Here is a 12,543-nt window from a genome sequence, read left to right on the forward strand (position 1 = left end):
GTAGGCAAGGTGCCCTTCACTACGTTCGGCGTGGTTAGCGCAGGGTGGCGGGGAGGGTGGTGAGGCGGGGGCCTTGGATGCCGCCGATGCTGGTCTGCCGGAGTTCGGCGAAGGGGACGGTGAGGCGGGCGCGGGGGAAGTCGGTGCGCAGCACGGTGGCCACCGCGCGCAGTTCCAGTTGGGCGAGCTGGGCGCCGACGCAGTAGTGCGCTCCGGCGCCGAAGGTCAGGTCGGGACCGGCAGGGCGGCCGGGCCGGGTGTTGATGTCCTGGATGTCGACCAGCACGGGCGCCCTGGCCGGCAGCCGCATGCCGGCCAGCTCGAGTTCGGTGGTGGTGTACCGCCAGAGCGTGAAGGGCGCGGGCGGGTGCCGCCGGAGCGTGTCGCGAACCAGCTCGTCGAGCGAGCCCTGACCGGAATCGCCGTCGAGGATGCGTGCGAGCAGGAAGCCGAGGGCGCCGTCGGTGGTGAGCTGGCCGGCGAAGATCAGTGCGAACAGGTGGTAGTGCAACTGCTCTTCGGTGGTTTCCGCGGACATCCGGTCGCGCAGCTCGGCGGCGAAGCCCTGGCCGTCGGCGCGGAGTCCGGAGGCCGCGAGCGCCGCCAGTTCGCCGATCGCCCTGCCCTGGTCCCCCGGCTCACCGCTGAGCATCAGCCGGCAGGCGCCGGCGGCCTGGTCGATGTGCTCCAGCGAAATACCGAGCAGGTCGAACAGCACGGCGAGCGGAAACCGGGTGGTGAAATCGGCCATCAGGTCCACAGCGTCACCGCAGCCGGTGAGCAGTTCCCTGGCGATCGCGTGCACCCTCGGGGAGAACTCGCGGATGCGGCCGGCGTTGAGCAGCGGGGCGTGCGCCTGCCGCAGCCGCTGGTGTTCCGGGCCGTCGAAGGTGGTCAGCGACGGCTGCTCGGCGGCGGTCCGCTCGAGGCCCGCCGTGCGCGGATCCCACTCGAGTGGCGCGCACGCGGGGTCTTTGACGATCTGGGGATGCACGAAGACCTCGCGGGCCAGTACCTCCTCGGTCACGATCCACGCGTGGCCACCGGCCGGGGCGTTCACCCGCACCAGCGGCCCGGCCGCGCGCAGGGCGGCGCGGACCGGATCGGGCTCGGCGATGCCGCGGTCGACCGGGGTGAACGGGTCGACGTCGAGGTGGGGCGCGTCCAGCATGCGGGTTCCCTTCACAAGAAAGTTGCTTCACAGTGAAGTTACCAGTCGAAACGGCTAGGTTGTCAACGCACGCGGTCACCGAACGGAAAGGAATGGCCGATGGAGGAGGCACCGCCGCCCGGCGAGGTCGCCGAGCGCAGCGTCCGGCTGCTCGACGGGCTCCGGGCCTTCGGGGCGAACTACACCGAGTTCACCGGCCGCTTCGCGATCTCACTGGGACTGCACGCGACCGACGCGACGGCCCTGATGGAGATCCTGTACGCCGAGGACAAGGGCGCGCCGCTGTCCCCGACCCGCCTCAGCGAACGCCTTTCGCTGACCACCGGCGCCACCACGAACCTGCTGAACCGCCTCGAACGCCTCGGGCACATCGTCCGCACCCGCGAGCACGCCGACCGGCGCCTGGTGACCCTGCGCAGCAGCGCACGCATCGAAACACCCGCGCGCGAGTTCTTCGGGCCGCTCAACGAGAACCTGCAGGCACTGGTGGCCCAGTACCCCGCCGAGCAGCTAGCACAGTTCGAGGACTTCCTCCGGCGGTTGCAGACGTCCATGAACGAACTGCTCACCGAACAATAACGATCAGCCCTGGAGCTTCCCGAGAATCGCGGACGCGACCTTCTTCGCGGAGGCGCAGGATTCTTCGCCGTCGGACGTCCCGTTGAAGGTGACACTGAATACCTGCCCGGAATCCTCCGGCACCAGCAGCACGTCGATCACGCATGAACTGCCGCGAGGCCGGGTGGAGATCTGTTCGGCCGCGACCCCGTCCACTTCGGTGTTTTCGACCTTCGCATGCACGCCGACCCCGGTCGGCTGCGTGGTGGTCCGGATACCCGAGGAAATGGACACCCGCGGCAGCGGCCCGCCACCCGATGCGAACAGGCACTGCGCGCCTTCCCGTTCCCCGGCACCGAAAACACCGCCCAGCACGCCGGACAGCTCGCCGGGGGTGATGAGGTCACACGAACCCTGCCCGGAAAGTTCCTTGCCGCCGGCGCGTGAACCGCAGGCCGAAAGCAACAAACCAAGGCAGAGCGCGGCGGCCACCCGCGATGAGGTCGTCGCGGTACCCGTCATCCATTGCCCGCACTTCACTTTTCCTCCCCCAGGACGCCCCGCGTAGACCACGGTGGCGTTCGGAGACTAGTGACGACGGCAACGCCTCGCAAGCGATTCAGGAAACGCGGAACACTATTTCCGGAACGTTACTTCCGGAAAACGCGGAACGGTGTTTGGGACACCGTTCCGCGTTTTGTCACATCCACTGATGCGGATTATTCCGCCAATAGGGCGTCAAGAGCGAGGAAGCCCTCGACGACGCCGCTCTCCATGCCGCTGGCGATCATCGCGTCGCGGCCGTCCATGGTGTACACAATGGACACCGCGGTGACCCGGGTGTGGTTGTCGCCCAGTGCTTCGAAGGTCATGGTCTCCAGGCTCACCCCGTCCGGCACGCCCTCGTAGGTGAAGGTCTGCACGATGCGCTCGTTCGGCCGGAGCTCGTGGAACGAGCCGTAGAACGAGGCGATCTCCTCGCCGTCCCGGAACGCCTTGTGGCGCCAGTGGCCACCGGTGCGGGCGTCCCACTCGACGATCTCGGTCGGGGTGTCCTTGGGGCCGAGCCAGCGGGCGACCAGCTCCGGATCGGTCCAGGCGCGGTAGACCCGCTCGACCGGGGCGGCGAACTCGCGGACGATCTTGATGGTCGGCAGCTCGGGGTCGGCCTCGATGCTGGTTTCGAAGTTCACGCTGGTGGTCATGATGCTGCTCCTCGCTGATCGGATTCTGTCGTGGCCAGGTCGTCGAGCAGGGCGTCCAAGCGGCGGAACCGCTCCTCTGCCTGCTTCCGGTAACGCTCTATCCAGGCGGTCATCAGGTCGAAAACCTCCGCTTCCAGGTGGCACGGCCGGCGTTGCGCGTCCCGGCTGCGACTGACCAGGCCGGCGTTCTCCAGCACCTTGAGGTGCTTGGAAACCGCCTGCGCGGACACGTCGTAGGACTCGGCGAGCTGGCCCACCGTGGCGTCCCCGACCGCGAGCCGGGCCACGATGTCCCGCCGGGTCGGATCCCCGAGTGCGGCGAACACCCGGGAGAGCCGGTCTTCGGTCACCCTGCACCTCCCACCGTCTGCAACCATTTGGTTGTAGAAGAGACTCTAGACGTCTCCGAAATGCTTTGTCAACCGTTTGGTTGTAGAAGCCTGCCTCTAGGGTGATCGAGCGCGATCCGAGATCAACCGTGGAGGGCTTGTGCGCCGTCTGTTCGCCGTCATGCCACTGCTGGCCTGCGCGGCCGCCTGCACCTCGAGCCCGCCGCCACCGGCTCCGCCGCCACCGCCAGCCCCCACGACCAGCATCCCGCCCACGATCTGTTCCGAGGCCGGTTTCTCGCTCACCGCGGGCCCGGTGGAACCCGCGCTGGGCCATCGCGCCGCGGTGGTCACACTGACCAACTGCGGTACCCGCGACCTCATCGTGTCCGGCTATCCGGAGGTCGCGGTGCTTGACACCGGGCGCGCTCCGATGGCCGTCACCATCGAGCGCGGATCGTCCTACATGGCGATGGACCCCGGTCCCGCGGATCATCCGGTCGCGCCCGGTGCGCACCTGCTGTCGGTGCTGTCCTGGTCCAACACGGTTACCTACGGCGATACCGCGACCGGGGCCTTCGTGAACGTCATCCCGGTGCCAGGGGAGGCGCCGCAATTACTGGCGGTGGACTCCGACCTCGGCACCACCGGCAAGCTCACCGTGACTGCCTGGGCGCCAAAGCTGAAGACCTAGAGCCGGTAGGCGCGGCTGAAGCGGGCGTAGGCCACCACGTTGTCCAGGTAGCGGCGGGCGGCCGGATCGTAGGCGCCGCCGCAGGTGATCAGCCGCAGTTCCGGCGCGGCGGTGTTGCCGTAGACCGCGTCGGTGGGAAAGGCCGACTTCGCGTAGCTGTCCACCCGGTACACGGTGAACACGGCGATGCTGCCATCGCCGCGGTGCACGATCGCCTCCGCGCCGGGCCGCAGTTCGCGCAGGCGGTGGAACACACCCGGCACATGCTGGTAATCCACATGCCCGGCCAGCACCGCGGGACCGGTCTCGCCCGGGGTGGGGCCGAGGGTGTACCAGCCGGTGGTCTTGGCGTCCCCCGGCACCTGGAGGCTGCGGTCCGGGTTGAGGCCGAGGTCGATGATCGGGCCGGTGCGCACCCCGATGGCCGGCACTTCCAGGGTGCCCGGCTTGGACGGTGGTAGTACCGCGGCGTCGATCGGGACCGGCGGCCGGGTCTGCGCCGGCGGCGGAGGCGGCACCGGTTGCGGGGACGGCGGTGCGGTGGGATCACCGGATGCCGGAACCGGCGCCGGGGCGAGAACGGCCGCCGGCGGCGGTGAGGCCGCAGGCCCAACCGGGGACGGCTGCAGGAACAGCACGATCAACACCACGGTGGCCGCGGCGATACCCGCGGCCACCACCAGGCGGAACTTCACCGCTGGGCGTGGCGGCGCCGGAGCAGCACCCCGCCCGCGGCGAGTCCGGCCAGGGTCAGCCCGCCCAGCGCGAGCAGCCCGCCCTGGCCGTCACCACCGGCGTCACCGCCGCCGGTCTCCACGCCACCGGCCGGCTTGACCGCGACCTGCTCGCCGCTGCTCGACTTGGCCGGCGGCGGGCCGAACTTGGACTCGCAGGCATAACCGTCGCCGTCACCGTCCAGCTTGTGCGGATCCTTCCGGTCCTTTTCCAGTTCGGCCTGAGCTTCGGCCTGGGTGGCGAAATCGTCGCAGTTCTTGTCGACGAGCTTCGCCAGTTCCGGCGCGTTCGAAACCGGGGTGGAAGTCGGCGTCTGCGTCACACTGCTTTCCGCCTGCGCGGCGGAAGGCTCGCCGGGAGTGGTGGCAAAAGCGGCCGCCGGGGCGAGCAGAACCAGACCGCCAACGGCGACCGCCGTGCAGAACACGCGCCGAAACGAAGACATGGAAGTCCTTTCGGAGAATGAGCGACGGGGCACCGTCGCGCGATACCTGCTCAATCTCCGGACGCGGCACGTCCGTTAGCACCCATTCGGTTATCGCAGCGGCAGATCGCCGAGCGGTTATTCGCTGAAATCTCCCGCGGGGGCGCCCCAGGTCGGCGCGTCGCCACGTTCCGCGGCCAGTTTGCGGCGCCGCTCGTTCTCCGCGCGGACGCGCTGGACCTCGGACTCGATGTACTCGTCGTCGTAGCGCTGGAACACCCTGGCCGGGTTGCCGGAGACCAGCGTCCGCGGCGGGACGTCCTTGGCCACCACCGAGTTCGGCTGCACGGTGGCGAAGTCGCCGATGGTCACCCCGGCCATGATCACCACCAGGCCGCCGATGAAGCAGCCCTTGCCGATCTTCACCGGCTTGCGCTCGATCAGGTCGCTGCCGGAATGGTTCTGCAGCGTCATGTTCGCCAGCCAGCTGGAATGCGTGAAGATCATCGTGTTCAGCCCGATGCTGGTGTGCTCGCCGATCTCCAGGCCACCGCTGGCGTCGAGCACCGCGCCTTCGCCGATCCAGCAGTGCTCACCGAGCTTCAGGTTGTCCGGGCTGACGATCTTCGCCCGTTCCCGGATCCGGGTGGTCTCCGGCAGCCCGTAGAACTTCGCCCGCTCGGCGTCGTTCAGGTACTGCCCGACCAGCTCGGTCAGGATCTGCGGACGCAGCTTGTTGCTGCGCTCGTCGTCGAAGAACATCAGGCGGAACTCCCGGTTGGGCTCACGAGGGGGTGTTGGCGATCAGCTTCTCGAAGGTGCGCAGGTGCTCGTCGGCCACCACGTCCAGGCCGAAGTTGTCCCGCACCATGGCGCTCTGCCGCTTCGCGATGACCGCCCGCTGCACCGGGTCGTCCAACAGCTCGATCACGGCCTTGGCCACCGCGGCCGGGTCGTCCGGCGGCACCAGCAGGATGTTCTCCCCGTTGCGCAGCTCGATCCCCGGGTAGTTGTCCAAAGTGGTCGAAGCGATGGTCGCGGTGCCGGACAGCATCGCCTCCAACGAGGCGGTGCCGCAGCCACCGTTGAGGTCGTGCGTGACCAGATCCGCGGCCGCGTAGTAGGACGGCACATCCGCCTTCGGCACCGCGCCCTTGACGATGAACCTGTCCCGGACGCCCAGTTCCTCGGCCCGCTTGATGAACTCGTCGTGGTAGACCCTGCCCACCACGACCACCTTCACGTCCGGGTGCTTCTCCAGGATCGCCGGCATCGCGTTCACCAGCGGCAACCGGTCGCGCAGCGGGATGATGTGCCCGAGCGAGACGATCAGCGGCCCGTCCCCGATCTCGTTCTCCGCGCGCACGTCCTTGGTCAGCGGCTTCTCGAACTGACCGGTGTCCACCGCGATCGGGAAGTACTCGGAGTTCTCGTCGCTGGTGGCGTACCGGTGCACGCAGTAGTCGACGCCCTGCTTGTCCAGGATCACGTAGTGCGGCTTGAACAGGCTGAGCACCGGCCGGACCAGCATCGCGTCCAGCATCCGGAAAACGGCGCCGTACAGCTTCTTCTCGCTGATCAGCAGCGTGTGGATGGTGAGCAGGGTGGGAATCTTGCGCTTGCGCGCGTACCAGCCCGCCATCCAGGTCAGGTCGAAGAACTGCCCGTGCAGGTGGATCGCGTCCGGCTTGAACTCGTCCAGCAGCTTGAACAGCTTCCGCCAGTTGCCGGGGCGGACCGAGGCGAAGGTCATGTCGAAGTCGATCGACAGCCCGAGCTGCGGCATCTTCATCGCGGGCAGGCGCACGATCCGGTAGCCGCCGTGCTCCTCCTCCGCCGGCGCGTCACCGTAGGCGGCGGTGACCGCGAGAACCTCGTGCCCGGCGGCGGTGTACTGCTCGGCCAGCGAAGCCGACATGTGCGCACTTCCACCCACGCGCGGCGGGAAGAAGTTGTTCACTACCACGATCCGCATTGATCGTCCCTCCGCCGGCCCGGCCGGGATCTCGGTCGACTCGGTCACTGCTGGAGGCTCAGCTTGACCAGGTCGGTCATGCCCTGCTCGACCGGGATGGTCGGCTCCCAGCCAAGGATCTCCTTGGCCCTGCTGATGTCCGCGGCCCGCCGGGAAACCAGCACGTCGCGCTCGTTGAACTGCGGCTCGACGTGCACGCCGACCGCGTCGATCAGGATCTTGGCCAGGGTGGCGATCGAGGTGTCGATGCCGGTGCCGATGTTGATCGGCAGGTTCGACTTCTCCGACTCCAGCGCGGCGACCACCGAGCGGGCCAGGTCGTGCACGTGCACGAAGTCCATCGACTGCTCGCCCTTGCCGTCGATGATCGGCGGCTGGCCGTTGCGCAGGCGGGTGATGAAGTGGTTGATCACCGAGGTGTAGTACGCCTCGCTCTTCTGGCCGGGGCCGTACACGTTGAAGAAGCGCAGCGCGTTCCAGGAAAGGCCCTTCTGCCGCTCGTAGAAGCCGAGCAGGTCCTCACCGGCGCGCTTGGTGATGCAGTACGGGGTGAGCGGGCGCAGCTTGTCGTCCTCGTGCATCGGCAGCCGCTCCGGGTCGCCGTACACCGAGGCGGTGGACGCGAAGACCAGTCGCTCGACACCCTCGTCCGCGGCGGCCGCGAACACGTTGTGGTTGCCGGTCATGTTGATGTCGATCGACTCGTGCGGGTCGGCGATCGACTTGTTGATCGACACCGTGGCGAAGTGCACCACGTGGCTGCAGCCGCGCATCGCCTCGCGGACCGCGCCGCCGTAGCGGACGTCCTTCTCCACCAGCTCCAGGTTGCCGGTGGCCGCCCATTCCGCCATCCGCGGCCGGTCGCCGCGGGTCATGTTGTCGAACGCGCGGACGTGGTAGCCCTTTTCCATCAGCATCGGGATCACATGACCTGCGATGAACCCGCCGGCACCGGTGAACAGAACGGTCTTCTTGGACATTTGTCGTTTGCTCCTTGTAGCGCTTCAGGCGTGGCGAAGGGTCAGGACAGTTCGGTGACGACCTCGCGGACGACCGTGGCCACCCGCTCGACCTGTGCATCGGTGAGGTTGGAGTGCATCGGGATGGCCAGCTGCCTGGCGAAAACGTCGGCGGAGACCGGCAGCGGCCGCTGCTCGCCGTAGACCGGCTGCAGGTGCGAGGAGTAGGTGCCGAAGTTGCAGCCGATGCCCCGCTCGCGCAGCTTGAGCGCGACCTGGCCGCGGCTGAGCTCCGGCGCGATCATCAGCGCGTAGGTCTGCCACGGGTGCTCCCGGTCCGGCAGCGCCACCGGCACCTCGACGCCGTCCAGTCCGGCGAAGGCGTCGTGGTAGTGCTTCGCGGCCGCGCGGCGGGTGGCCAGCAGTTCCGGCAGCCGGTCCAGCTGCACGTTCATGATCGCGGCCTGCACGTCGGAGAGGCGGAAGTTGAAACCGGCCTCGTGGAAGGTCGGGATGGGCAGCTCGTCACTGCCTTCGCGGTTGAAGGCTGGCTCGATGCCGTAAGTGTGCAGCTTGCGGGCGTGCGCGATCAGGTCCTCGCGGTCGGAGACCAGCGCGCCGCCCTCACCGGCGGTGATGCCCTTGCGGCCGTGGAAGGAGAAGGCGGCGAGGTCGCCGAGGCTGCCGGCCGGCCGGGTCTTGTAGGTGGCGCCGGCGGAGCAGGCGGCGTCTTCGAACAGCCACAGGCCGTGCTTGTCGGCGATCGCGCGGTACTCGTCGAAGTCGCCGGGCTGGCCGAACACGTCGACCGCGAGGATGCCGACGGTGCGCGGGCCGACCAGCGACTCGATGGACGCCGGGTCCGCGTTGAAGGTGTCCGGGCGGATGTCCGCGAAGACCGGGGTGGCCCCGGCCTGCAGCACCGCGTGCCCGGTGGCCGGGAAGGTGTAGTCGCTGACGATCACCTCGTCGCCCGGCTTGACACCGAGCACGCGCAGCCCGAGGTACAGCGCCGAGCCGCAGTTGCTGGTGGTCAAGGCGTGCTGGGTGCCGACGGCCTTGGCGAACCGCTCCTCGAACCTGCGGCAGGCGGGCCCGGCACCGGCGAGCCACCCGGAACGGAAGACCTCGGCCACCGCGGCCAGTTCTTCCTCACCTACGGTGGGCTGGCCGAGCACTATGTTTTCTACCGCCGTGTCTGGGCTGTCAGACATACCTCTCCCGTTGCATTAGGTCAGATCGCAGTGTATTAGAGCTGCCCACCTCGACGATCAGCCCCGTACCTCGACGCTCCGCGGGACGCCGAGGTTGCCCGTGAAAGCTTCGCGTACATCACACCGGCGGCCCCGTGAGCGGGGGATACTGACTCATGCGGTTCGGCATTCTCGGTCCCGTCCACGCCGAACGCGCCGACGGTACCCCGGTCGCGCTCGGCGGCCCGCGCACGCGCGCGCTGGCCGCGCTGCTGCTGGCCCATCCCGGCCGGGTGGTCAGCACCGGTCGCCTGATCGAGGGTCTTTACGGCGAGGCTCCGCCGGAGGGCGCGGCCAACGCGTTGCAGTCCCACGTCTCCCAGCTCCGCCAGGCCCTCGGCGACGCGGGGCTGGTGGAGCTGCATCCGGCGGGTTACCGGCTGGCGGTGGAGCCGGCCGACGTGGACGTGCACCGGTTCGAGGCACTGGCCGCCAAGGGACGGGCGGCGCTGGCGGATGGCGAGTACCGGCGTGCGGTGGAGCAGCTGGCCCAGGCGCTGGAGTTGTGGCGGGGACCCGCGCTGGCCGATATCGCCGCTGTCACCGCCGGGGAGTCGCCGTGGGTGCGGACGCGGGCGGCGGAGCTGGCGGAGACGCGGATGGCGGCGATGGAGGACGCGGCCGAGGCGGAGCTGGGTCTTGGCGGGGATCTGAGCGGGGTGGTGTCGCGGTTGCGCGGGGTGGTGGCGGGGTTTCCGCTGCGGGAAAGGTCATGGGGGCTGCTGATGCGGGCGCTGGCGGCGGCGGGACGCCACGGCGAGGCGCTGGCGGTGTTCGAGCAGGCGCGGCAGGTGCTGGCGGAGGAGCTGGGCGCCGATCCGTCGGCGGAGCTGCGGGCCGCGCACACAGCCGTCCTCCGAGGTAGTGACGGTGGTGACGGTGCTGGCTCGGGGGTGCGCGGGGTGCCCGCGCTGTGGACCAGTTTCGTGGGCCGGGACGAGGAGCTGGCGCGGGTTCGGGAGCTGGTGAAACGGGCCAGGCTGGTGACGCTGACCGGGCCGGGAGGCACCGGGAAGACCCGTCTCGCGATCGAAGCCGCGGCCAGGGCCGATGGACCGGTGTGCTTCGTCGAGCTGGCGGGCCTGACCGAGGGCGGCGAAGTGCCGCAGGCGCTGCTGACCGCGCTGGGGGTGCGCGACACGGTGTCGGCTCGGGTGGGGGAAAGCCCGCCCGCGCCGGTGGAGCGGTTGGTGGCGGTGTTGCGGGAACGGCCGGTGCTGCTGGTGCTGGACAACTGCGAGCACCTCATCGACCCGGTCGCCCACCTGGCCGCCACCCTGCTCACCGGCGCACCCGGCTTGCGGATCTTGGCCACCAGCCGCGAACCCCTCGACCTCCCCGGCGAAACCCGCCACCCCGTCCCCGTCCTCACCGACCACGCCGCCATCCAGTTGTTCACCGACCGAGCACACGCCGCCCGACCCGACCTACCCCACAACCCCCACACCACCGACCTCATCCGCCACATCTGCCNCACCCTCGACGGACTCCCCCTCGCCCTCGAACTCGCCGCCGCCCGCACCCGCACCCTCGCCCTCACCGACATCGCCACCCACCTCGACCACCACCTCAACAACAGATTCGACCTACTCGGCCACGGCACCCGCAACACCGAACACCGCCACCGCACCCTGCACGCCGTCGTCGCCTGGTCCTGGAACCTGCTCACCCCACCCGAACAACAACTCGCCACCCAACTCACCGCCTTCACCGGCGGCGCCACCCTCCACGCCATCACCCACATCACCACCCCACCCCACACCCTCACCCACCTCACCAGCCTCACCGACAAATCCCTACTCACCACCACCGACAACCGCTACCGCATGCTCGACACCATCCGCGCCTTCTGCACCACCCACCTCGACCCCGACCACACCCACCACCTCCACCACACCCACGCCACCTACTACCTCCACCTCGCCCAAACCGCAGACCCCCACCTACGCACCACCCACCAACTCCACTGGCTCACCCAACTCGACACCGACTACCCCAACCTCCACACCGCACTCCGCTGGACCATCGACCACAACACCACCCTCGCCCTCCAACTCGTCAGCGCACTGTCGTCGTACTGGTGGCTGCGCGGTTCGCGGCTGGGCGGCAGGCTCAGCCACCAGCTGCTGGAACGGCTCGGCACCGAGCCGCCGGAAGGCATGGCGGAGGAATACGCGCTCTGCGTGCTCAACGCCGCGCTCGGCACCATCGACCGCACCCCGCTGCGCCGCTACCTGGACGCCGTCGACCCGGCGGTCCTGCTGACCGCACCCCGTCAACCGGTGCTGCACGTGCTCTGGGGCATGGTGCACGGCCCGCCGGAGCCGGACGATCCGGTGCTCCGGCTGCCGGACGAGGTGGTGGGCGACGACCTGTGGGGGCTGGCCGTGCAAGCGCTCGGGGGCGGCCTGCAGAAGCTGTACCTCGGGCAGATCGCCGCCGGCGAGCGTGACCTGGAGATCGCCCTGCGGCGGTGCCGGGACCTGGGCGAACGCTGGAGCACGTCGGTGGCGCTGAGCGAGCTGGCGCTGCTCGCCGGCTGGCGCGGAGCGCACGACCGGGCCCGCGCGCTGGCCGATGAGGCGATCGAGCTGAGCAGCAAGCTCAGCGGCGAAGACGGCGTCGCCGAACAGCTCTGCCGCCGGGCCGAATGCCGGATGTTCGCCGGGGACGAAGACGGCGCCCGCGCGGACTACGAACGGGCCGCCGCGCTGAGCCGCAAACTGGGCTCGGTGCACAACCTGGCGCTCGCCCGGCACGGCCTTGGCGAGCTCGACCGGCGGGCCGGCGACCTGGCCGGGGCGCACCGGCGCTGCACCGAGGCGTTGCGGGAGTGCCCGGCCGGCTGGTTCGGCGCGGACGAGATCCGGGCCGGGCTGCTGGTCACGCTGGGCCGGGTGGCGACGGCCGGCGGCAAGCTCGACGAGGCGAACTTCCGCCTGTCCCAGGCCATCCGCTGCGACGGTTCGCAGGTGGCGGCGAGTTCGATGGAGGCATTGGCCGCGGTCGCACTGGCCGAGGGGGACGGCGGGCGGGCCGCGCGGCTGCTCGGCGCCGGTGCCGGGCTGCGCGGCCTGCCGATCGCCGGAGACCCGGATTCCGCCGCGGTGACGGCCGCCGTCAAGGCGCTGATGGGCGAAGACGCCTTCGACGCGGCCTACGCCGACGGCCTCGCGACCAGGCGCGCGGACGCGCTGACCCTGGCCGGGGTGAGCTCGTCAGCGCGTGGTGCGTGAATCG

The 12,543-nt window shown here is 69.6% G+C and carries 13 protein-coding genes; 3 read left to right on the forward strand and 10 right to left on the reverse strand.

Annotated elements, in window-relative coordinates; all coding sequences use genetic code 11:
• Window positions 1–34: 34 nt before the first annotated feature.
• Window positions 35–1,171, reverse strand: coding sequence for a cytochrome P450 family protein (locus AMYNI_RS0115220; protein ID WP_020668879.1), 1,137 nt, complete (start codon window positions 1,169–1,171; stop codon window positions 35–37).
• A 99-nt stretch (window positions 1,172–1,270) separates the two neighbouring features.
• Here AMYNI_RS0115220 and AMYNI_RS0115225 point away from each other — a divergent pair, with 99 nt between their 5' ends.
• Window positions 1,271–1,750, forward strand: a complete 480-nt coding sequence (locus tag AMYNI_RS0115225; RefSeq protein WP_020668880.1) for a MarR family winged helix-turn-helix transcriptional regulator — start codon at window positions 1,271–1,273, stop codon at window positions 1,748–1,750.
• A 3-nt stretch (window positions 1,751–1,753) separates the two neighbouring features.
• Here the strand turns inward: AMYNI_RS0115225 and AMYNI_RS0115230 are convergent, their stop codons facing one another.
• From AMYNI_RS0115230 to AMYNI_RS0115240, 3 genes are all read right to left on the reverse strand, one after another.
• Entirely contained in the window at window positions 1,754–2,251 is a 498-nt protein-coding gene (locus AMYNI_RS0115230) for a DUF3558 family protein (protein ID WP_020668881.1), read from the reverse strand.
• Window positions 2,252–2,448: 197 nt separating this feature from the next.
• On the reverse strand, window positions 2,449–2,934 hold the full coding sequence (locus AMYNI_RS0115235; RefSeq protein ID WP_020668882.1) for an SRPBCC family protein: 486 nt from the start codon (window positions 2,932–2,934) through the stop codon (window positions 2,449–2,451).
• Window positions 2,931–3,284: an ArsR/SmtB family transcription factor gene (locus AMYNI_RS0115240; RefSeq protein WP_020668883.1), complete on the reverse strand. Its 354-nt coding sequence runs from the start codon at window positions 3,282–3,284 to the stop codon at window positions 2,931–2,933. Before AMYNI_RS0115240 ends, AMYNI_RS0115235 begins: the two co-directional genes overlap by 4 nt.
• 139 nt (window positions 3,285–3,423) lie before the next feature.
• Here AMYNI_RS0115240 and AMYNI_RS44625 point away from each other — a divergent pair, with 139 nt between their 5' ends.
• Window positions 3,424–3,957 (forward strand): DUF4232 domain-containing protein, encoded by a 534-nt coding sequence (locus AMYNI_RS44625; protein WP_020668884.1) that lies wholly within the window; start codon window positions 3,424–3,426, stop codon window positions 3,955–3,957.
• Here the strand turns inward: AMYNI_RS44625 and AMYNI_RS0115250 are convergent.
• The 6 genes from AMYNI_RS0115250 to AMYNI_RS0115275 all read right to left on the reverse strand — a co-directional run bounded on the left by AMYNI_RS0115250 (window position 3,954) and on the right by AMYNI_RS0115275 (window position 9,264).
• On the reverse strand, window positions 3,954–4,652 hold the full coding sequence (locus tag AMYNI_RS0115250; RefSeq protein ID WP_020668885.1) for a class F sortase: 699 nt from the start codon (window positions 4,650–4,652) through the stop codon (window positions 3,954–3,956). The two genes, AMYNI_RS44625 and AMYNI_RS0115250, sit on opposite strands and share 4 nt — an antisense overlap.
• The gene (locus AMYNI_RS0115255) at window positions 4,649–5,137 is read right to left on the reverse strand and encodes an excalibur calcium-binding domain-containing protein (RefSeq protein ID WP_026360484.1); all 489 of its coding nucleotides are present in this window, start codon (window positions 5,135–5,137) and stop codon (window positions 4,649–4,651) included. Before AMYNI_RS0115255 ends, AMYNI_RS0115250 begins: the two co-directional genes overlap by 4 nt.
• Window positions 5,138–5,254: 117 nt before the next feature.
• Window positions 5,255–5,878, reverse strand: coding sequence for an acyltransferase (locus tag AMYNI_RS0115260; RefSeq protein ID WP_020668887.1), 624 nt, complete (start codon window positions 5,876–5,878; stop codon window positions 5,255–5,257).
• 22 nt (window positions 5,879–5,900) lie between these two features.
• Window positions 5,901–7,091 carry a glycosyltransferase family 4 protein gene (locus AMYNI_RS0115265; RefSeq protein ID WP_020668888.1) on the reverse strand — a complete coding sequence of 397 codons (1,191 nt, stop codon included), beginning with the start codon at window positions 7,089–7,091 and terminating at the stop codon, window positions 5,901–5,903.
• A 44-nt stretch (window positions 7,092–7,135) separates the two neighbouring features.
• Window positions 7,136–8,071: an NAD-dependent epimerase/dehydratase family protein gene (locus AMYNI_RS0115270; protein ID WP_020668889.1), complete on the reverse strand. Its 936-nt coding sequence runs from the start codon at window positions 8,069–8,071 to the stop codon at window positions 7,136–7,138.
• 41 nt (window positions 8,072–8,112) lie between these two features.
• Window positions 8,113–9,264, reverse strand: a complete 1,152-nt coding sequence (locus tag AMYNI_RS0115275; RefSeq protein WP_051116325.1) for a DegT/DnrJ/EryC1/StrS family aminotransferase — start codon at window positions 9,262–9,264, stop codon at window positions 8,113–8,115.
• Between the two features lie 155 nt (window positions 9,265–9,419).
• Between AMYNI_RS0115275 and AMYNI_RS0115280 the strand changes: the two genes are divergently transcribed.
• Entirely contained in the window at window positions 9,420–12,539 is a 3,120-nt protein-coding gene (locus AMYNI_RS0115280; protein ID WP_020668891.1) for an AfsR/SARP family transcriptional regulator, read from the forward strand.
• The last annotated feature ends 4 nt before the right edge of the window (window positions 12,540–12,543 follow it).

The sequence above is a fragment of the Amycolatopsis nigrescens CSC17Ta-90 genome, assembly GCF_000384315.1.
Classification (GTDB): domain Bacteria; phylum Actinomycetota; class Actinomycetes; order Mycobacteriales; family Pseudonocardiaceae; genus Amycolatopsis; species Amycolatopsis nigrescens.

Coding starts and splice junctions, on each gene's coding strand:
- AMYNI_RS0115220 (WP_020668879.1), bottom strand. CDS start 1,171: ATGCTGGACGCGCCCCACCTCGACGTCGACCCGTTCACCCCGGTCGAC.
- AMYNI_RS0115225 (WP_020668880.1), top strand. CDS start 1,271: ATGGAGGAGGCACCGCCGCCCGGCGAGGTCGCCGAGCGCAGCGTCCGG.
- AMYNI_RS0115230 (WP_020668881.1), bottom strand. CDS start 2,251: ATGACGGGTACCGCGACGACCTCATCGCGGGTGGCCGCCGCGCTCTGC.
- AMYNI_RS0115235 (WP_020668882.1), bottom strand. CDS start 2,934: ATGACCACCAGCGTGAACTTCGAAACCAGCATCGAGGCCGACCCCGAG.
- AMYNI_RS0115255 (WP_026360484.1), bottom strand. CDS start 5,137: ATGTCTTCGTTTCGGCGCGTGTTCTGCACGGCGGTCGCCGTTGGCGGT.
- AMYNI_RS0115260 (WP_020668887.1), bottom strand. CDS start 5,878: ATGTTCTTCGACGACGAGCGCAGCAACAAGCTGCGTCCGCAGATCCTG.
- AMYNI_RS0115265 (WP_020668888.1), bottom strand. CDS start 7,091: ATGCGGATCGTGGTAGTGAACAACTTCTTCCCGCCGCGCGTGGGTGGA.
- AMYNI_RS0115270 (WP_020668889.1), bottom strand. CDS start 8,071: ATGTCCAAGAAGACCGTTCTGTTCACCGGTGCCGGCGGGTTCATCGCA.
- AMYNI_RS0115275 (WP_051116325.1), bottom strand. CDS start 9,264: ATGTCTGACAGCCCAGACACGGCGGTAGAAAACATAGTGCTCGGCCAG.